The organism is Acidisarcina sp. (assembly GCA_035539175.1).
Taxonomy (GTDB): Bacteria; Acidobacteriota; Terriglobia; order Terriglobales; family Acidobacteriaceae; genus JANXZS01.
In genome coordinates this window covers 74,871-94,642 of record DATLIY010000003.1, presented here as the reverse complement: position 1 = coordinate 94,642, position 19,772 = coordinate 74,871, and the positions used below count along the sequence as shown (strand labels likewise).

At 59.1% G+C, this 19,772-nt stretch carries 17 protein-coding genes and 1 tRNA gene; 8 read left to right on the top strand and 10 right to left on the bottom strand.

Annotated features, from left to right (window positions below; all coding sequences use genetic code 11):
- Positions 1-55: 55 nt before the first annotated feature.
- Positions 56-132 (top strand) — tRNA-Val (locus VM554_00715).
- A gap of 129 nt (positions 133-261) precedes the next feature.
- Here the strand turns inward: VM554_00715 and VM554_00710 are convergent.
- The 4 genes from VM554_00710 to VM554_00695 all read right to left on the bottom strand — a co-directional run bounded on the left by VM554_00710 (position 262) and on the right by VM554_00695 (position 5,338).
- Entirely contained in the window at positions 262-429 is a 168-nt protein-coding gene (locus VM554_00710; GenBank protein HVJ06882.1) for a hypothetical protein, read from the bottom strand.
- A gap of 81 nt (positions 430-510) precedes the next feature.
- Positions 511-3,240: a methionine synthase gene (metH, locus tag VM554_00705; protein ID HVJ06881.1), complete on the bottom strand. Its 2,730-nt coding sequence runs from the start codon at positions 3,238-3,240 to the stop codon at positions 511-513.
- A complete protein-coding gene (locus VM554_00700) occupies positions 3,237-4,364 on the bottom strand; it encodes a homocysteine S-methyltransferase family protein (GenBank protein HVJ06880.1) in 1,128 nt (375 codons plus the stop codon). Before VM554_00700 ends, metH begins: the two co-directional genes overlap by 4 nt.
- A 215-nt stretch (positions 4,365-4,579) precedes the next feature.
- A complete protein-coding gene (locus tag VM554_00695; GenBank protein HVJ06879.1) occupies positions 4,580-5,338 on the bottom strand; it encodes a hypothetical protein in 759 nt (252 codons plus the stop codon).
- Positions 5,339-5,456: 118 nt separating this feature from the next.
- Here VM554_00695 and VM554_00690 point away from each other — a divergent pair, with 118 nt between their 5' ends.
- The gene (locus VM554_00690) at positions 5,457-6,728 is read left to right on the top strand and encodes an aminopeptidase (GenBank protein ID HVJ06878.1); all 1,272 of its coding nucleotides are present in this window, start codon (positions 5,457-5,459) and stop codon (positions 6,726-6,728) included.
- Between the two features lie 79 nt (positions 6,729-6,807).
- On the opposite strand, the gene VM554_00685 is transcribed toward VM554_00690, so the two are convergent.
- Positions 6,808-7,074: a hypothetical protein gene (locus tag VM554_00685; GenBank protein HVJ06877.1), complete on the bottom strand. Its 267-nt coding sequence runs from the start codon at positions 7,072-7,074 to the stop codon at positions 6,808-6,810.
- 190 nt (positions 7,075-7,264) lie between these two features.
- Here VM554_00685 and VM554_00680 point away from each other — a divergent pair, with 190 nt between their 5' ends.
- On the top strand, positions 7,265-8,767 hold the full coding sequence (locus tag VM554_00680; protein ID HVJ06876.1) for a phospholipase D-like domain-containing protein: 1,503 nt from the start codon (positions 7,265-7,267) through the stop codon (positions 8,765-8,767).
- Between the two features lie 27 nt (positions 8,768-8,794).
- Here VM554_00680 and VM554_00675 read toward each other — a convergent pair whose 3' ends face one another.
- Positions 8,795-9,391 carry an NAD(P)-binding domain-containing protein gene (locus VM554_00675; protein ID HVJ06875.1) on the bottom strand — a complete coding sequence of 199 codons (597 nt, stop codon included), beginning with the start codon at positions 9,389-9,391 and terminating at the stop codon, positions 8,795-8,797.
- Between the two features lie 305 nt (positions 9,392-9,696).
- Here VM554_00675 and VM554_00670 point away from each other — a divergent pair, with 305 nt between their 5' ends.
- Positions 9,697-9,990, top strand: a complete 294-nt coding sequence (locus tag VM554_00670; protein ID HVJ06874.1) for a hypothetical protein — start codon at positions 9,697-9,699, stop codon at positions 9,988-9,990.
- Positions 9,991-10,115: 125 nt separating this feature from the next.
- Here the strand turns inward: VM554_00670 and VM554_00665 are convergent, their stop codons facing one another.
- Positions 10,116-10,880: a dolichyl-phosphate beta-glucosyltransferase gene (locus tag VM554_00665; GenBank protein ID HVJ06873.1), complete on the bottom strand. Its 765-nt coding sequence runs from the start codon at positions 10,878-10,880 to the stop codon at positions 10,116-10,118.
- Between the two features lie 101 nt (positions 10,881-10,981).
- Between VM554_00665 and sppA the strand changes: the two genes are divergently transcribed.
- Both sppA and VM554_00655 read left to right on the top strand, forming a co-directional pair.
- Positions 10,982-11,899: a signal peptide peptidase SppA gene (gene sppA / locus VM554_00660; protein ID HVJ06872.1), complete on the top strand. Its 918-nt coding sequence runs from the start codon at positions 10,982-10,984 to the stop codon at positions 11,897-11,899.
- A 76-nt stretch (positions 11,900-11,975) separates the two neighbouring features.
- Positions 11,976-12,287, top strand: a complete 312-nt coding sequence (locus VM554_00655) for an integration host factor subunit beta (GenBank protein HVJ06871.1) — start codon at positions 11,976-11,978, stop codon at positions 12,285-12,287.
- Positions 12,288-12,355: 68 nt separating this feature from the next.
- On the opposite strand, the gene pgeF is transcribed toward VM554_00655, so the two are convergent.
- The 3 genes from pgeF to VM554_00640 form a co-directional block, all read right to left on the bottom strand.
- A complete protein-coding gene (pgeF, locus tag VM554_00650) occupies positions 12,356-13,255 on the bottom strand; it encodes a peptidoglycan editing factor PgeF (protein ID HVJ06870.1) in 900 nt (299 codons plus the stop codon).
- 483 nt (positions 13,256-13,738) lie between these two features.
- Complete coding sequence (locus tag VM554_00645) at positions 13,739-15,160, bottom strand: sigma-54 dependent transcriptional regulator (protein HVJ06869.1); 1,422 nt, start codon at positions 15,158-15,160, stop codon at positions 13,739-13,741.
- A 171-nt stretch (positions 15,161-15,331) separates the two neighbouring features.
- Positions 15,332-17,320, bottom strand: coding sequence for a M3 family metallopeptidase (locus VM554_00640; GenBank protein HVJ06868.1), 1,989 nt, complete (start codon positions 17,318-17,320; stop codon positions 15,332-15,334).
- 191 nt (positions 17,321-17,511) lie between these two features.
- Here VM554_00640 and aroE point away from each other — a divergent pair, with 191 nt between their 5' ends.
- Positions 17,512-19,083, top strand: coding sequence for a shikimate dehydrogenase (gene aroE / locus VM554_00635; protein ID HVJ06867.1), 1,572 nt, complete (start codon positions 17,512-17,514; stop codon positions 19,081-19,083).
- Positions 19,084-19,184: 101 nt separating this feature from the next.
- Positions 19,185-19,685 (top strand): hypothetical protein, encoded by a 501-nt coding sequence (locus tag VM554_00630; protein HVJ06866.1) that lies wholly within the window; start codon positions 19,185-19,187, stop codon positions 19,683-19,685.
- Positions 19,686-19,772 lie beyond the last annotated feature (87 nt).

Genomic DNA, 19,772 nt, shown 5'->3' with positions numbered 1-19,772 from the left:
TCTTTCTTCAAACCGGTTTCAAAGTATTGAAAGCTGTCGAGTAGAATTTCTTCAGGGTCGCTTAGCTCAGTTGGTTAGAGCGCCTGCTTCACACGCAGGAGGTCGTAGGTTCGAGTCCTACAGCGACCACCAATCCCTTCAACAACTTAGCGACACACCCGAGTGTGCAAGGACCGCGCCCCATTGGCACAGAATTCGCCTTACATGCGTGAGCCATAAGCAGCTCTAAAATTACTCCGTGCCAGGAGCGGACGGAAACCCTCAAGAATTGCTCTGAGTGGCATCCTGGGGCTGCGGCTGCACATCCTGCGCTTCCCCCTGCTTTTTCCGAAGCAAATCCGCAATGGCCTGCGCTCCTCCTCGCCTGTGCGCTTCCAGAAACTCTGCGATCTGTTCCCTGGTCGGGTAATCCAGTTCCTCGTTAGCCATCTGTCTCCTGCCGGCGATGCAAGATTCCTGATACTGTCCATGCACAAGGTGCAGACCAGTGTCACGATTCTTGTTGGCCGCTTATTCCGCGGGGTCGTAGTTCAGGTTTTGCCCCAGCCAACGCTCGACCTCGGCCACGCTCATGCCCTTGCGTTTGTGATAGTCGGCGACCTGATCGCGGTCGATCTTGCCGACGGCGAAGTATCGCGATTCCGGATGGGCAAAGTAGAGTCCGCTCACGCTTGAGCCGGGCCACATGGCAAACGACTCGGTAATCAGCATTCCGGTATTTGCCGTCACGTCGAGCAGGCGCCAGATGGTGCCCTTCTCCGTGTGATCGGGGCATGCCGGATAACCCGGCGCTGGCCGGATTCCCCGGTACTTTTCCTGGATGAGATCCGCGTTGCTCAAGCCTTCTTCACAACCGTAACCCCAATCATCGCGGGCCTGCTTGTGCAGGCATTCGGCGAAGGCCTCGGCCAGGCGGTCGGCAACCGCTTCCGCCATGATCGCGTTGTAGTCGTCATTCTCGGCACGGAACCGGTCGCAAACCTCCTTCAAACCGATGCCGCTGGTCACCGCAAACGCACCGATGTAATCGGACAGCCCGGTCTCCTTCGGCGCTATGAAGTCTACCAGCGACCGGCATGGCTCGCTGCCTTCCCTGTTTGCCTGCTGCCGAAGAAAGTGGAGCCGATCGAGCACCTTTCCACGGGTCTCGTTCGTGTACAGTTCGACATCGTCGCCCACGGCGTTCGCAGGAAAGAAGCCATACACGCCGCGCGCCGTGATCAGGTTCTTCGCAATCATGGTATCCAGCAGCGCATTGGCATCGGTGAAGATCTGGCGGGCCTGCTCCCCTTTCTCCTTGTGTTCCAGAATGGCCGGATAAGAGCCCTTGAGCCCCCATGCGTGGAAGAGCGGCGCCCAGTCAATAAATTCGCGCAGTGTCGCCAGAGAAAAGTTGTCCAGTGCGCGCACCCCGGTAAATGCGGGTGTCGGCACGTCTTCGGCACGCCATTCGATCGGAGTCCGCCTGGCGCGAGCCGTCTCCAGGGGAACGATGCTCTGGCGGGGTGCGGTGTGGGACTTGCGGAGGCTCTCGTATTCGGCGCGATACTTCGTCACGAACTCGGCCTTGCTATCGTCACTCAAAAGGCTGGTCGTCACCGGCACCGCCCGGCTGGCATCCAGCACATGCACCACCGGCTGGCTATAGTTCGGTGCAATCTTGACGGCCGTATGCATCCGTGTTGTGGTTGCGCCACCGATCAGCAGCGGCTGCTTAAAGCCCTGGCGCTCCATCTCGCGGGCCACATGCACCATCTCATCGAGAGAAGGAGTAATCAGGCCGCTGAGGCCGATCACATCCGCCTTCTCCGCTTTGGCACGTTCAAGGATCCTCTCGCAGGGAACCATCACGCCCAGATCAATCACATCAAAGTTGTTGCATGCGAGGACGACGCCAACGATGTTCTTCCCAATGTCGTGAACATCACCCTTGACCGTTGCCAGCAGGATCTTCCCCTGCGCCTTGACCTCTTCACCGGCGGCGACCAACGCAGCCTTCTCGGCCTCCATGAACGGCGTCAGGTGAGCCACCGCTTTTTTCATCACGCGCGCGGATTTGACCACCTGCGGCAGGAACATCTTGCCGGCTCCAAACAGATCTCCCACCACGCCCATGCCGGCCATCAGCGGGCCTTCAATCACCGCGAGCGGGCGGCCCAGTTTGACGCGGGCTTCCTCCGCATCGGCCTCGATATAGGTGTCGATCCCCTTGACCAATGCGTGAGAAAGACGCTCTTCGACCGTGCCGTTGCGCCACTCTTCCGTTTTCTTTTCGGTCACGGTGGCGCTATCTTTCAGTTTTTCGCCGTGCTCCACTAGGCGCTCTGTCGCGTCGGGACGGCGGTTGAGCAGCACGTCCTCAACCAGCACCTTCAACTCGGGATCAATCTCCTCGTATACCTCAAGCATCCCGGCATTCACGATGCCCATGTCCATGCCCGCCGCAATGGCGTGGTAGAGGAAAGCAGCGTGCATGGCCTCGCGAACCTTGTTGTTGCCGCGAAAGCTGAAGGAGATGTTCGAGACGCCGCCGCTGACCTTCGCATGTGGCAGGTTGGCCTTGATCCAGCGCGTGGCGTTGATGAAGTCCAGCGCGTAGTTGTTGTGCTCCTCCATGCCGGTGGCCACGGTGAGGACGTTCGGGTCGAAGATGATGTCTTCCGGCGGGAAGCCGACCTCGTCAACGAGAATGCGGTAGGCGCGCTCGCTGATGCGGATCTTTTCCTCGTAGGTCGCGGCCTGGCCCTTTTCGTCAAAGGCCATGACCACCACGGCCGCGCCATACTTCAGCACTGTGGCGGCGTTCTGGCGGAACTTCTCTTCCCCTTCCTTCAAGGAGATGGAGTTCACGATGCCCTTGCCCTGCATGCATTTGAGCCCGGCCTCGATGACCTCCCACTTCGACGAGTCCACCATGAAGGGAACCTTGGCAACCTCCGGCTCGCTCGCCAGCAATTGCAGGAAGCGCGTCATCGCCGCGACGCCGTCGATCATGCCCTCGTCCATGCAGATGTCGAGGACATTCGCCCCGTTCTCCACCTGCTGACGGGCTACGCTGACCGCTTCCTCGTACTTGCCGGCCTTAATCAGCTTCGCGAACTTGGGCGAACCGGCCACATTCGTCCGCTCGCCGATGATGATGTAGACGCCGGGCTGCTGGGTAAAGGGTTGCGATCCTGACAGGCGGAGAGGCCTGGTCTCCGTGGGCATGGCCACGTTTCCGCTCTCGGAGATGCTCATGCTTTGTCCTCGTTCTGGCGGGCATGGAATTCCGGCGTCGCCGTCTCCCACTTTCGCGGTGGCTTGCCTTCAAGTGCTTTGGCGATCGCCGCAATGTGCTCCGGCGTGTTTCCGCAGCAGCCCCCGGCTATATTGATCAGCCCTCCGCGTGCGAAGTCGCCAAGATAGCGGGCCATGTCCTGCGGCCCCAGATCGAACCCTGTCTGCGAGAGAGGATTCGGCAGGCCGGCATTCGGATAGCACGAAATCGCCACGTTTGCCTTCTCCGAAAGCTCCTCCAGAAACGGATACATCAGGTCCGGACCGAGAGAGCAGTTCAACCCTACCGATAGCGGCTTCACGTGCTTCACCGCGTTCCAGAACGCCTCCGTGGTCTGGGCGGAAATCATCGTCTCGCCGCCACGCCCCACCGCCGCGGAGATCATCACCGGCAGTTGTTTGCCGCCCTCATCGAACACCTCGCGGATAGCAACCAGCGCCGCCTTGGCATTCAACGAATCAAAGATGGTCTCCACCAGAAGCAGATCGACACCGCCCGCAATCAAGGCGCGCACCTGCTCCGCATAGGCATTCTTCACCTGATCGAAGGTGACCACCCGGAAGCCTGCATCGTCGGGATCGGGCGAATTCGAGAGGGACACGGTCAGCGGCCCGATTGCCCCCGCGACAAATCGCGGACGCGAGGTTGCATTCGCAATGCGGTCGGCCCACTCCCGGCATTGACGCGCCGATGTTTCATTGATCTCCCGCGCCAGATTGATGAGAAACGGATCTTCGATGACTCCCTGGTAGAACGCGGGATCCTTTCGGCCGCCATGCTCCCGCGGATCTTCTAGAAAAAACTCACTCTGCGAGATGCTGGTCGCGCCAAAGGTATTCGTCTCGATGATGTCCGCCCCGGCCTCAAGAAACCGGCGGTGGATGTCGCCAATCATCTCCGGCTGCGTCAGGGAGAAGAGGTCTCCGTTGTTCAGCAGATCTTTTGTTGCGTCCTTGAAGCGCTGCCCGCGCATGTCGGCTTCTTTCATGCCGTAAGTGCGGATCGTCGTACCCATCGCTCCATCGATGATGGCAATTCGGCTCTCGAGGATCTTTTCAAGAGGATGTTGGCTGGCTTTCGTCATATCTCCCTTGATGGCCCTGGGGTGTGTTGATGGCCCGGGGTTGGCTGTGGTGTGCGAAGTCCGCGCAAAGCTGTAAGCCACCTGCCCGAATGGGCCAACCGGGCCCGTCGGCGCGACATCCGTGCTCTATGCCAGACTCGGCACCGAGCGCGTCTATTGATTATAGCGATACAGGAAGGCCGGAGACCGGCGCCGGAGGCAGGGGGCGGAGACCGTCAATGGGATTGCATTCGCAAGCGAAGCGAAGCAACCGGACGACTAAGCAGACGCCAAAGGACAAAGGGCAGCGCCTCCAACGTGAGAATCACCAGAGCATGAAGCAGACCGTCGGGAATCCCTTGAACGGAAGGCCCAAGGGCGAAGCCCAGGCTGACGTGTCCGGCTCCTGCGGGGGAGGCCGGTGGGCTGGTGTGAACCTGGACCGTGCCGCCGAGCAATGCGATCAGAACCATGCCGATGGCAGGCCAAAGCATCCGCAGTCTTTGACGGGCGGCCAGGACTCCGATTCCCCAGCCGATGAGGAGTGGCGCGTTGAAATAGAGCAACCTGCCGACACCGAAATAGAAGACCGAGAATCCATCGGTTCGAATGAAGGGCGTCGCCGATCCGGGAAGAAAGATTTTCCAGCCAGACCACAAAATCGAACAGGCAACCAGCCACGCCGCGGCCAGCAAGAGGAGTGGAGCGAGACCAAACATCGCCCACGGCGCCCGGGCACTCCAGGACTGGAGCTGGCGATGTTCGATCCTGCGGCTGGCGAGCTCATCCATCGTGCCAAGCCGGGAGAGCGCTGCAGCTTCGGCATCCGCCCGGCTGCGGCCCGCGCGTTCTTCTTCCGCCGTCAGATCGGCCAGCCTATCTGCAAGTTCGGCGAGATAGCTCCGCACGTGCCGCGGAGCGACGCCAGCCCGCAGCAGGCGCTCGCGCAGTTCATAGAACGCATTTGGGAACGCATTCGGGAACGCATTCGACATATTGCTCTCCCCTCAAATTGCAGCAGCCAGGCCAGCATCGGATTGCCTCTCGCGCCGCCATTGGAGCGCCATGATACCGCGACATTCAAGGCATTTCAAAACGGATTAAACTGGGAGCATGAAGGAAGCTTTGCTGGCTACCCCACAACTCACGCACGCACAGAAACTCGATCGTCTTGCCGAGGTCGCGGTTCGCGTTGGGCTCGGCATCGAACGCGGTCAGGAACTGGTGATGACCGCCTCCCTCGATTCCCTCGCCCTGTCGCGGCGCATCACCGAGCACGCCTACCGGGCCGGTGCATCCCAGGTCACCACGCTCTTTAACGACGACGAAGCGACGCTGATGCGCTATCGTTTTGCGCCGTACGAGAGTTTTGACCGCACTGCAGCGTGGTTGTACGACGGGTTAGCCGCCGCGTTCCAAAGCGGCGCAGCGCGGCTGGCAATCGCCGGCGCCAATCCATCCCTGCTTTCCAGCGAAGACCCGGACAAAGTCAGCCGGGCGAACCGGGCGCTCTCGCAGGCCTACCGCCCTGCACTGGAATTGATCACGCGGCACTCCATCAACTGGACGATTGTTGCCAGCGCCACACCGGCGTGGGCATCCGCCATGTTCCCTGAGGACGCTCCGGAGATCGCCCAGGCCAAGCTATGGGACGCAATCTTCCAGGTATCGCGAATTAATGAAGAGGACCCGGTGGCCTCCTGGAAGCAGCATGATGCGGAGTTGCATCGGAGGGCTGAATATCTCAACCAAAGACGTTATGCCGCGTTACAGTACCGCGGGCCGGGAACCGACTTCCGCCTCGGCCTGGCGGACGACCATCTCTGGCTTGGCGGTGGCACCACTGCCGGCAACGGACTCTACTGCGTTCCCAACATTCCTACGGAAGAGGTCTTCACCACGCCGCACAAGGATCGCGCCGACGGCACGGTGACGGCAACCAAACCGCTCTCCTACCAGGGAACGCTGATTGATGGCATTCAGGTGCGCTTCGAGAAGGGGCGCATCGTCGAAGTGCGCGCCAGCAAAGGGCAGGAGGTTCTGCAGAAGCTCATTGCTACGGACGAAGGCGCCAGCAGATTAGGCGAGGTGGCGCTTGTGCCTCATTCTTCGCCGATTGCCAGCAGCGGCCTGCTGTTTTTCAATACCCTGTTTGACGAGAATGCAGCGAGCCACATCGCTCTTGGGCAGGCGTACAGCTCCTGCCTGCGGGACGGGGACACACTGACTCCGCAACAACTCGCTGCCAAGGGTGCCAATGAGAGCCTGATCCACGTGGACTGGATGATCGGATCGGACAAGCTCGATATTGACGGCATCTCCGCATCCGGCGAGGCGAACCCGTTAATGCGACAGGGCGAGTGGGTTTCGCCGCAGAAATCGTAACCCCATTACGAGACAGGTCACGAGGCATCGCTCTCCGCGCATTCTTCCGAGATGCCGTGCAAGCTAACGCTTGTGCGGCTTACCCGGTGCGGTCGTCATCCAGATACTCTTCCGGGACGTCGTCCTCCGGGAACTCCCGCGTCCTCACCTCGGAGACGTCAGGATCCTTGGCGTACTCCACGCCGCCGACAGCCTCCGCCTCGAACGTGTTTCCCTCCGATTCCAGTTCCTCGATGCTCTCCGAGTCGATGTCCTCGACGTCGGATATCTGTTGAAGATCGCCCGACTGCCCTGCGGAATCGGGTCCGGTTTCCAGGTGCTCCTTGCGCTTGTTTCTAGCAGGCATAGACATTCTCCTCGTCGTGAGTTCTCCGCGTAATGAGATGCGCTTGCCGCCAGAACGGCTGCGGCGAAGCATTGGAGATCTTCCCCTCTTTCTCGCAGCATGAAGGACAATGATTTACGCTCACATGTTCTGCATCGTGACTAGAATCGACATGCACGCGGAACAAGGTATCAACCCCGGGGAACGCAAGATGGCTGTGAGGGACGCAGGAAAACTCGGAGAGCAACAGCAGCGGCAGGAACGCGCGGGCCTAGGCTATATCCGGGCCATCGCGGACCACGCCTTTTCTCGGGCAGCCAGCGCTCCATTGGTCGGGGGCAACCAGGTACGCCTGCTCAAGGATGCGCAGGAGAACTATCCCGCATGGCGCGATGCCATTCGCGCGGCAAAGCATCATGTCCACTTCGAAAACTACATCATCTATGACGATGAGATCGGCCGCAGCCTGGCCCACGAATTGATCGCAAAGGCTCGCGAAGGCATACACGTACGGCTCATCTACGATTGGCTCGGCTGCTTCGGCAAGGCGTCCAGCAACTTCTGGAATCACCTGCGCGCAGGCGGTGTCGAGGTGCGCTGCTACAATCCGCCACACCTCGACAGTCCGTTCGGATGGCTCTCTCGCGATCATCGGAAGACCATCGCAATCGATTCCAACATCGGCTTCATCAGCGGGTTATGCGTCGGCAGCCGGTGGCTCGGCAATCCCAAAAAGAATATCCAGCCGTGGCGCGATACCGGAGTAGAGGTAAGGGGAAATGTCGTCGCGCAACTGGAGCGCGCCTTCGCCCACATCTGGGAGATGCTCGGCGAACCCATCCCCGCCAGCGAACAACTCTGCAGCAGCAACCAGGCAGACGCAGGCCAGATGAATCTGCGCATCGTAGCCGGATTGCCCGAGATGGCCGGAATGTTGCGCCTGGATCTGCTCATCTCCAGCATGGCGCGCAAAAGGCTGTGGCTGACGGATGCTTATTTTGCAGGCACTTCGACCTATGTCGAAGCATTGAAATCGGCGGCTCGCGATGGAGTGGACGTCCGCCTGCTTCTGCCGAGCGGGACAGATATTCCCATCCTTAAACCCCTTTCCCGGGCTGGATACCGTCCTCTGCTGGTGGCAGGAGTCCGCATCTTCGAATGGAACGGCACCATGCTCCACGCCAAGACGTCCGTTGCCGATGGAAATTGGGCCCGCGTCGGCTCTACGAATCTGAACCTTGCGAGTTGGTTTGGAAACTGCGAACTCGATGCCGTCATTGAAGATGCTGCGTTTGCCTCTGAGATGGAGGCGATGTACCTCGACGACCTGGCCAACGCGACAGAAGTCGTGCTGAATAACGCCAACAAAGTCCGCGCTCCGGGCGCGCCTCGCCATGCCCCGCGTGGCCTGAACAGCGGTGGAGGCAGCATAGGACGCGCTGCCGCCGGAACACTCCGCCTCAGCAATACGATCGGCGCTGCCTTCACCAATCATCGTGTGCTGGAGACGGCGGAAGGGAAAATTGTATCCATCGCTGGCGCAGCACTTTTGTGCCTGGCGATTTTTTTCGTCTTTTTTCCACGCTTCCTGGCGTATCCCGTCAGCCTCGTCTGTGCGTGGATCGCTCTCACGCTTCTTTACCGGGGATACCGGCTGCACCGGGAAAGAAGGCGCAGCCTGGCATCCGATAGAAAAGCTGAGGAACCCCAATAACACTCCGCTATTTCTTCTTCGAATCTTTTATTTCTTCTTCGAATCATGGAGCAGCTTGATGCCGATCTGCGTGCCCATACCAACGACATAACCGAGTTGGATATTGAGATATCCAAGAGGTTCGAGCAGACGGGCATTCGTGAGCGGCCCCGCATCCACAGCGTCGAACCCAATATCCCCCGCAATCTCAAGCACGCTCTTTTTCGAATCCGCATCATTGCCGGCGACAAATGCAGTGAGCTGCTGGTTGTTCACTCGCCCCGTGTCCATGTGTACGGCAAAAACCGTGTTGAATGCCTTCACAACACGCGCTTTGGGAATCTTCTTCTGCAACTCCTCCGCACCGCTGGTGGTGAAACCAAGCGCCCACTGCATCTCCGGTCCCAGCGCGTTGGTGGCATCGACCACAGTCTTTCCATCCAGGGAACCTGCTTCCTTCAAGACGCTATCTATTGCGTTAAAAGGAACAGCGAGGATGACAATTTCTGCCCACGAGGCCGTCTCGCGAATCTTCGCCGGCTCGTTGCCCACAGCCCGGACATCATGTTTGGCGTTCGTGAGCCCCCGCGCCAGCGCGCTTCCCACATGACCATTACCAAGAATTCCGATTCTTCTTGCTGTCATTCGTATGTTCCTCTTTTTGGTACCTCTTTTGGGATAGCGGCGGCGGCGGTCGTTGCTCTCAGCAGACGCTATCCGAGGTAAGATGCGTCGGCAGGCGCATCCGCCAGGAGTGATGTTGCCGCACTTTGAAGAGAAATTCACAAAATCCCCTTCACTCTTCCTGTTGAAAAGTGGGAAACTCATCTCGAGTTGGGGTGCATCGTAGTAAACAGCTCGTGGTTTATATGTCAACGGACAGTTTTCCAGAACCTCACCGCCGCGATAAAGAGAGCGGGACGAGGCGACGGAGAGCGCCCAGGGAGAGTATGGAGTCTATGATCAGCAATTGCGCCAATCCCAAGTGCTCGAAACCACTGTTGTACCTGCGTGAGGGACGAATTTTCGTCTTCGACATGCCTGTTCCGCAATCTGCCGGCACCACCTCTGGACGCGGAGCGTATCGTCTGGAGCACTTCTGGCTCTGCGGAGAATGCTCAAAAACTCTGGTCTTGCAGCAAATGGGAGATAAAGGCATCCGCCTTGTGCCGCGTCGCGGCACCACGCCAGTGCGGCCCATCGAGGTTTCTTCCGTTCAGGTGCCGCCTGCTCTGGCCTCCTAAGGCTGCGATGAATCAGCTCGGCGGCAGGTGTTGACGAGCGTAGCGTAGGTGAGGAACAACCGATCGCCGCAATTGAAAAAGGCGCTCCGTGGAGAGCGCCTTTTCCATTGCATCATGCGAATGGTTCAACAGGAGGATGCTTTGCTCGCAGTACCCGGCTCGCGATCATAAACCCCGATCAGCGAGTTCCAGCGAACGTACAGGATATCTTCGAGCATTCTCAGCCCGTCTTTCAGATAGCTGATACGAGAGCGCTCGTCGTGACCCCAGGTAACGGGTACCTCGCGAACTTTATATCCCTTGCGCAACGCGATAAAAAGCAGTTCCGGATCAAATCCCCAGCGCTCGATCCGCTGCAGGCCGAAGACAGTATGTGCGGCGGCCCGGCGAAATGCCTTGAAGCCGCATTGCGTATCCGCAAACGGAAGGCGGATGACCGAGCGCGTCACCAGGTTGAAACATCGCCCAAAGATCTGCCGGTAGAGCGGCTGATGGATCGTCTGCCGGGTGCGCTCTAGCCAGCGGGAACCAATGGCGATATCCGCCCCCTCTGCAATCGCGGCAAAGAGCCTTTCTGCCTCTTGAATGGGTGCGGAGAGATCGGCGTCGGTGAACATCAGGATATCGCCGAGGCCCTCGAGGATTCCGTGGCGCACGCTATAGCCCTTGCCCCGGTTCCCAGGATTCTGCAGGAGCCTCACGGCAGGATCCTTCCTCACAAACTCCTCTACGATCTCTGCGGTTGCGTCTTTCGATCCATCGTTGACCACGATGACCTCAGCCGACCAGTTGCGTCGATGCATGCACTCCAAAACTTCGGTCAGGGCCTTCCCGATGCGAGCTGCCTCGTTATATGCGGGAATAATGATGCTATATTGCGGGTTTGACATTCCGTGCGTCCAGGGAAACTTCCGTACGAATCCTGTGTATCATACGCTATTCCAAATCCTTCCCCGTCCCTCGCATCCCGGGCGGTGCTAAACTCCGGCCTATGGAAGAAGAACGCAAACACTCTGTGGGTTTCTGGCTCCTGATCGGCAGTGGCCTCTTTGCGGCTTTTCTTGTGGTCGTCGCGCTGATCGTCCTTGCCACGCTCCGGAGCATCACCGGCGACGCACAGTTCGCCTCCATTGGGGGAGGCAACATTGGTGTCATCGACATTGATGGCGTCATCCTCAACGCGGACACCCTGGTGGACCAGCTTCGCAAGTTCCAGGACGATAGCTCCATCAAGGCCATCATCCTGCACATCAATTCTCCGGGCGGCGGAGCCGCGGCCTCGCAGGAGATCTACGACGAAGTGCTGCACCTGCGGCGGGAAAAGAAGAAGCCCATCATTGCCTCGATCGAGAGCGAAGGCGCCAGCGGCGCATACTATATCGCCTCCGGCACGGAGAAAATCTATGCCAATCGTGCCAGCGTCGTCGGCAGCATTGGCGTAATCGCCGAGTGGACCAATTACGGCGAGTTGCTGAAGTGGGCAAAGCTTAAGCCTGAGGTGCTGAAGGCCGGCATTTTGAAGGATGCCGGATCGCCGACCCGCGATCTGACGCCGGTTGAGCGAGCCTATATGCAGGGCCTCGTCGATAACATGCATGCCCAGTTCATCAGCGATGTGGCAGCAGGGCGTGGACTCTCCACCGACACGATCCGCCCACTTGCCACAGGCCAGGTCTGGACCGGGGAACAGGCACTCCCGCTGCACCTGATCGATAAAACGGGCAGCTTCCGGGTTGCGCTGCTGGAAACGGCCAAAAGGGTGGGGATCAGCGGCGAACCCCATGTCGTCCGGCCGATTGCGAAACACCCCGGGGTGCTCGATCTGCTCAACGGCGATGCAGGCGAACTCTTCCCCAATCCTGCGAAGTTGCTGGAAAAAAACGCTGGTTTTTATTTTCTTTGGAGATAACCGGACCGGGATTGCATCTAGATTAGATAAGTTATAGATAACTCGGGTTATCCTAGTGTTTGGAGCAGAGCCCACCATGACTAAAGCAGATCTGGTTGAGGAAGTAACGCAGCTGGGCGACCTGACACGGCGCGACGGAGAAGTGATCGTAGATACCATCTTCGAGTCCGTCATCCAGGCGCTTCAGTCGGGCGATAAAATCGAGATCCGCGGATTCGGCAGTTTCCGGATTCGCCAGCGCAAACCCCGCATCGGTCGAAACCCAAAGACCGGCGCAAAGGTCGACGTCCCGGCCAAGCGCGTTCCCTACTTCAAGCCGAGTAAGGAGTTGCGCGACCTGGTGAACCCCAGGAGTCCGGAAACAGGGCGCGAAGGCACTGCCGCATAGAAGCCTTCTGACGGATTGGAGCAGGGGTGCGGCTGAAACGCCACGCCTCTGCCTCTTAAGTCCCTTTGCTACCCGCCTGCCCGCAATCCAACAACGGAGAGCATCCTGCCGGTAAACCCATGCTCGCCGCGATGGGAGAAATACCGCTCCGGCTGGCAACTGGTGCAGTCCGCTACCACGGAGATAGCATCGGGTTGCAACCCTGCATCGAGCAATTGCCGGCAGTTCGCCTCCTTGAGGTCCAGATGCAGCGATGGCCCAAGATTGCTATGCCCTGGCGCTCGCGCCGTGAGGAATAACAGAGGGTACTTCGCTTTAACCGGATCCGAGTCGTATACCTCCCGGAAAAGATCGTCTGCGTATAGAAACTGGGATTGAAACTGGTGCAGCACCTCTTCGCCCACTGAGTAGCAGCACTGCCCGATGCCCGGACCAATTGCGGCCAGGAGATCCTCAGGCCGACTGCCAAACTCAAGCCGCATCCGGCCCACCCCGGCCTCCACGATCCTGCCCAGCGTGCCACGCCAGCCTGCATGGAAGGCAGCCACCACGCCCCGCCTGGGGTCTGCGATAAGAACGGGAATGCAATCCGCCGTCTGGATGCCCAGAATCACACCCGGTTCATCCGTCATCAGCCCATCTCCGGCTAACGAGGCGCGCTCCCCGGCCTGTTCCGAGCCCACCCGGTGCAGCAAGGTGGAGTGGATCTGCTTCAAAGTCACCAGGCTGGACAGAGTAGGCGACTTTTCCCCAACCACTGCCTCCAGGAACAGGCGACGATTCGTGAGGACATTCTCCTCGGTATCCGATGAAGTGAATCCCAGGTTCAGGTCCCTGCGCTCCTTCCCCTCGCCCGGCTGGTAGACGGTCGTCACCCCACCGGTCCGCGTGCTGAAGCCGTGCACCAGCCTGGGGTGCTTCTCCCACGCCGGTATGCGAACTACCTCCAGGGGCGAAGAGGCAGACAACGATTCTGGCTTTTGCGATTGCGGATTTCTTGTAGGGGGCGCCATGAAAACTTATTTTAGAGCAGGCGGGAGAATCCGAGTCTCTGGAATGGAGCCATTTCCTGCAGACGGAACACAGCGGGGTTAGAGCGTATGGGCCCGCTTTCCAGCGGGCCCGCTCAGAGGCATTGAAGGTGGGAAGCCAAGGATTGAGGTGAAGGAGAGAGTCCGTAAACTACGGACGGTACTACAGAGAGTTACACTTCTGAGGTAGGCGGTTTGACGGAAGTAGCCTCTAATTGTTACTTGAATAGATGCATTTCATGGGCCAGAGTTGCCGCCGGGGAAATAATATCCCAATCACTTCTCTATGTGACTGAAAACACTAGAGGCTGTGGAAAACTGGCTCCAAACACCCTCGGGCGACCTAGAGATCGCATAATCCTTAGAAAGAACAATAGTGGTATTCAAATACCACTATATGACATTTCAATACTCTGTCCATTACCCCTTCGATTCAACTTCCATGACGCGGATCTTATTCAAGAGGGCTTTGTAGCTCACCTTGAGGCGTCTTGCTGCCTCCCGGCGATTCCAGCGGGTTTCTACGAGCATCTCACGGATGGCTGCCCGCTCCGCCAACCAGGCGGCACGGTGTCCTATTTCCAGCAGAGAAGGGTCCCCGGCGATTGACGCAGGTGCGGTCTCAGCCGGCTGTGGGGGCTGGACTGGGTTTTCATTCTTCTTGTGGGCGGAGAGTTCGCGGACGATCTGGGTAGGATCGCCAACAATCACATACCGCTTGCAAAGGTTTTCCAGCTCGCGAATATTGCCCGGCCAGGAGTAATCGCAGAGGAAATCCAGGACCTTCGGATCGAGCGGAACGAGGGTGCGCTGATAAACGCGTGCATACCGCTCCAGAAAATACCGGATCAGGATCGGGATCTCCTCGCGCCGCTCGCGCAGCGGGGGGACGCTGATGGTGATGACATTGATGCGGTAGAAGAGGTCTTCGCGGAAGCTGCCCTCGGCTACGCGCTGCTCCAGAATCTGGTTGGTGGCACATATCACGCGAACATCGACGGCGACATCCCCCTTGGCGCCCAGACGTGAAAACTGGCCGTCCTGCAGCACGTGGAGCAGCTTTGCCTGCAGGCGGGGCTCCATCTCGCCGATCTCGTCCAGAAACAACGTTCCCCCATCCGCAAGCTCAAACTTCCCCGGCTTGCTGCGTACCGCTCCCGTAAAAGCGCCGCTTTCGTAGCCAAACAGCTCACTTTCCAGCAGGTCGCCGGGAATGGCCGCGCAATTCAGCTTGATATAGGGGCCGTGGCTGCGTTCGGAGAGGGCATAGATCATGCGTGCCGCAATCTCCTTCCCCACGCCGCTCTCGCCGCGGATCAGGACCGTCGCGCTTGTGTTAGCGACCTTGTTGATGGTGTCGTGAATCTGCATCATGCGCGGAGACGAACTGAAGATGCGGGGAAAATCCTCCAGAACCTCATTGCTGGGATTGCCGGCATTGCGGCTGGGCGCGGCATCACGCGACGGAGCGTCGGCCAGCCTGGCGGTCACACGATTCAGTTTGCTGGCAAGCTCGTCACTGCCGAGGGGGAAACTGAGAATTTCAACTGCGCCCAGCCGGGCAGCGGCAAAGGCAATCTCGGGCGACGTGGGCGCAAAGACAACAACCGGCAGGGTGCGAAAGCAGCGGTGCATCGTCTCAAGCGCCTCGATGCTGCCGTCCAGCTCGAGCACAACCAGATCGGGACGCAAGACAGAGACCCGCTCCACTACCGGGTCAACGGGAGATGGCGAAACCTCCTCAACACTGTCACCCCGCGCGTGGAAATACGCACGGAGAGGTCCGCTGACGGCCGGACGCGAGACGGCCAGCAGCGCCTTGATCTGCTTATGTTCGGGCATTTGCAGAGTATTGTAGCCCGAAAATCTCTTATTTTTCCCGGCCGATTCCACAAACTATTCGAAGCCGGGATTGGCAGGAGAAAAGTGGGAATACCAGGTTTTCGCTATGACAGCATCACATCTCGTTGCAGCAATATCATCGTAGCTGGCGCAAGGTGGATCCAGCCGCCACTATGCAGGAGCGAATTCTTCTCCCATCCAATGCTCGAAGGCCGAGAAGTTCTGTTCGCGGTCAAGGAAGTCGAGCACCAGCAGGTTGCCGGGCCGGGAACCGCCGGGCTCCAGAACCGTGCGGCGGTAGCGCATGGCTGTAGGGCCATCCAGCAGGTTCTCTGGATCGAACTGTTTGAAGAAATCGAGTGCGATTACCTTGTCGAAGAGATACGTGTAGTAGTTGGACGAATACCCGACCAGGTGGGTAAAGGCGCTATACATGCGGTTGCCTTCGATCCATCGATAGGGCAAAAAGCGCTGATAGTCACTCTTGAGCAGCGCGTCCGGGTTCAGCCCCTCGGGGTGCTGGCTGTGCATATCCAGTGCATAGCTGGTATAGAAGAGCTGGGTACGAACCCAGTCGGCGCGACCAAAAGCGCTGGCACGATTCATGCGCCCGACGAGCTTCGGCGGCAGCGGTTCGTTGGTCTGGTAGTGCAGCGCGAAGGTGTCCAATAGCCGCGCATCGTGGAAGAACTCCTCCAGCATCTGCGAGGGCACCTCGACAAAATCTCCCTCCGTGGCAATACCGCTCAGGCCGGCCCACTTCTGCTGTCCGCCAAGAATGGCGTGCATCAGGTGGCCGAACTCGTGGAAGAAGGTCACGACGTCACTGAACTGCATCAGGCCCGGATCCTCGGATTTGCCACCGGGAAAGTTACAGATCAGCGCGACGACCGGAAGCTGCCCGCCTGCGACTCCGGGAACCATAGGCGCTGCGCTGAACCACTTATCCTTACCCTCGCGGGGATGCATGTCGAGGAAGAAGCGGCCAATCTTCTTCTCGCCGTCATAGACATCCCAGGCGGTTACAGATGGATCCCATACCGGCACCTGAACGCGCTCAAAGCTGACCTGGAAGAGGCGCTCCGCCGTCTCCAGTATGCCCTTCTGTACGCGCTTATAAGCGAAGTAGGGGCGGACGGATTGGGAATCGAAATCGAAGGCCGCGCGGCGATACTGCTCCAGCCAATAGCCACGGCTGGCGGCATCCAGCTCCTGGATTTCGGGCTGCTTCGTGCGCGCAAATTCGAGCACCATTTTGTACTCCTGCGCAGCGCCGGAACGGGAAACGCGCTCCAGGTCGTCGATCAGCTTTTTCATATTTGCCGCCGACTGCATCATCTGGTTGGCCGTGGCCAGATCGGCCCAGCTCTCGTATCCCAAGATGGTGGCAATCTCCTGCCGCGTGCTCATCAGGTCGAGCAGAATGCTCTTATTCTGCGGATACGCGCGGGTGTTGTAGGCCAGGAACATGCGGTTGCGCAGCGCGTCGCTCGTGGCAAAGGTCATGACCGGCATGTAGTCGGGAAAGTCAGTCGTCAGAACAATGGTTCCATCGGCGGATGGGCGATGGCTCTCCAGAAAATCCGTAGGTAGTCCCGCAAGCTCTGCCGCGTCTTCCACGATGACCTGCTTGGCGCCCTCCTGCACGTTGCGGCTGAAGGCGAGGGAGAGCATGGTGGCCTTGTCGTGCAGCTCCCGGAGATGGGTCCGTGTGGCGTCGTCCTTATCGACACCAGCGAGACGGTAGTCGAGCAGCGTGCGGTGCACGTAATGACGAGTCGCCTCGTCTTCGAATGTGACATCCATGGCGCGTAATGCGAGGTAGACCTCGCGATTCAAAGACAGCGCTGTGCCGACCTCGGCGATCTTCTGCGTCATCGCCTCGGCGGTGTCGCGGATCTCCTTTTTCGGGTGAACGCTGTTAAGCACACCAGTCTGCGAGGCGGCGGAGCTCAACACCGCAACCGCCTTATCAAAAGGGCGCAAGGTGTTGTCGGCAGTACGGCTGCCAGAGACCTGGAGCAGATCGGCGATCGACTGATGATGTTCCGCCAACTTTTCCTCTACCCAGGTGGTGAGGCTGGACGCGGTCATCCCGCCCTGATCCGGAGTCTGCCACGGGTGCACCATTGCAGGGTGCACCGAATTCTTTATTGCCATTTTGCTTGTCCTCGCTGCTGCGCTCAAGAATAGCTCATCGGCAAACTGCCCCGGGAATTCAGCGGCTCACCGAAGATCTTTGCGCCAGGAGCGCAGGATATTTGCACTCTCGAAGATAAGTGATTTAAATCACACATGAGACATATGTTGCATCCTGGCGCAGACGCCTATAAGATGCCGCAATCGTAGCCATGAATCTTCCTACATCGAGTTCCTCGCCAAACTACCGCCGCTTCCGAGTAGGAAAGGTGTGCGTTGCCATTATCGGATCCACTCCAGCTGAACTGGTGGAAAAGGCGCAGGCCTGCCTCGCCGACAGCACATTTCTCGAATTTCGCCTGGATTATCTAGCCACCCCGCAGACGGCGCTGCCCAAACTGAAGCACTTCTTTGCGGAGCACGGTGAAGTTACCGCTATCGCGACATGCCGTAGGGCCGCCAATGGCGGCAAATTCAAGGGCACGGTTGCAGCCGAGATCGAGATTCTGCAGAAGGCAGCAGGCTCGGGGTTTCACCTGGTGGATGTGGAGTTGGAGACCGCCGAGAGCCTGAAGCCGCAGGAGCTGGAAAAGCTGCGGAGTAAGGTTGGGCTGGTCCTCTCCTATCACGACTTTGTGGCGACGGTGAAGCTGGATAGCGTGTTCGAGCGCATGCAGAAGTTCGGGGCGGATTTCTACAAAGTTGTCTCGACCGCGAAGTCGCTCTCCGACAACGTGACAATGATGCGCTTTCTGGAGCGGACGCGGGACCAGGCAAACGTGGTAGGCATCTGCATGGGAGAAGAAGGGGTTATCAGCCGGGTTCTGGGGCTGCGGGCCGGCAGTGCCTTCACCTTTGCCTCGGCCACGGTGGGCGAAGAGACGGCTCCCGGACAGATTGCTGCCCGCACGCTGGTGGATACCTATCGTATCGATCAGTTGGACGCGGCGACGCGCGTCTTTGGCGTAGCGGGGAATCCGGTGAAGCATTCGCTGTCTCCTCTGATGCTGAACTCCGCCTTCCGCCGGGAGAGGGTGAACGCGATTTACCTGGCGCTCCAGACCACCAGGATCGACGATCTGCTGAAGCTGGTGCGCGAGGTGCCGATCAGCGGACTCAGCGTCACCATGCCGTTTAAGGAAGAGATCCTGCAGCATCTGGAGAAGACCGATCCGTTATCCAGTAAGATCGGCGCCTGCAATACGGTCGTGCGGGCGCAGGATGGCAAGCTCTATGGATTCAACACCGATGTGACCGCCGTGGTGCGTCCCCTGGAAAAACGCCTGCGGTTGAAGGATGCCAAAATCCTGGTGCTGGGCGCCGGAGGCGCGGCGCGGGCTGCTGTCTTCGGCCTGCGGGAGAAGGGGGCGGAGGTCTTTATCCTGAATCGCACACCGCAGCCAGCCCAGAAGCTGGCGCGGGAAGCGAAGGCCAAGACCTTCCGGCGGGAGAATCTCACCAAGACCCAGTTCGACGTGATCGTAAACGCGACACCGGTGGGCATGCACGGGGTGAAGCCGAACCATATTCTCGAACCAAAAGAAATCAATGCCCGCTTGGTTTTCGATCTCGTCTACAATCCCATTGAGACACCTCTGATTCGCATGGCGCGCGAAAAGGGCATTCCCGTCGTAACCGGCGTGGAGATGTTTGTTCATCAGGGTGCCCGGCAGTTTGAGATCTGGACCGGGAAACCGGCTCCGGAAGAAGAGATGCTCCGCGTCGTGGTCCATGCGCTCCGCCAGCGCGCGGAAGCGGCGACGGAAGCCCGCACGAAGTCCTGATAGCTGGCTGATCGCCACAGGTGCACGCAACAGGTTTGGCTTCAGTGGCTTCTACTTTCCCCCGTCTGCCTTGATCCCTGCATCAAGGAATTGGAGTCCCGATGACGACCGAAGAACTCGCTGTTGAAGAGTTGCGTGCGCGCGTTAAGGCACTGGATAACCCGATCGAATCCCCGCAGGAAGAGCCTGCGATCAAGGATTTGACTCACAAGGAAGACAAGAATCCCTCTATGTGGAGAAGCTTGCTACAACTTCGCGTTCTGCTGCCCTATCTTTCCCGGCTGGTTCCTCTGCTGGATGGGACGGCCCACCAGCCAAGCACCCAGAGCCATGAATTGCAGCATGGTCTCGCCGAGGTCCAGTCCGGGCACAAGGAGATTCGCGGGCAATTGCTGGAGCAGACGGTGCAGTTGAAGCGCGTGGAGGAACAACTGGAGCGCCTGCGGGAGACTACGGAGCGCAACACGCTGGAACAGCAGGAACTGATCGAAGATCTGAAGTCCTTCGGCGGAACCCTGAAGGCAGTGACGATCGCGGCCATGCTGCTGCTGCTGGCCAATGGCGGCCTGGTTGTCTATTTACTGGTGCGACTCCGCCACTAGCGCCCTGGGCTCGCCCCTGGATCCGCCCCGATCTACCCAATCCCACGCCATCAGTTGAGGTGTGCCCGGAACGCTCATGGGCACACC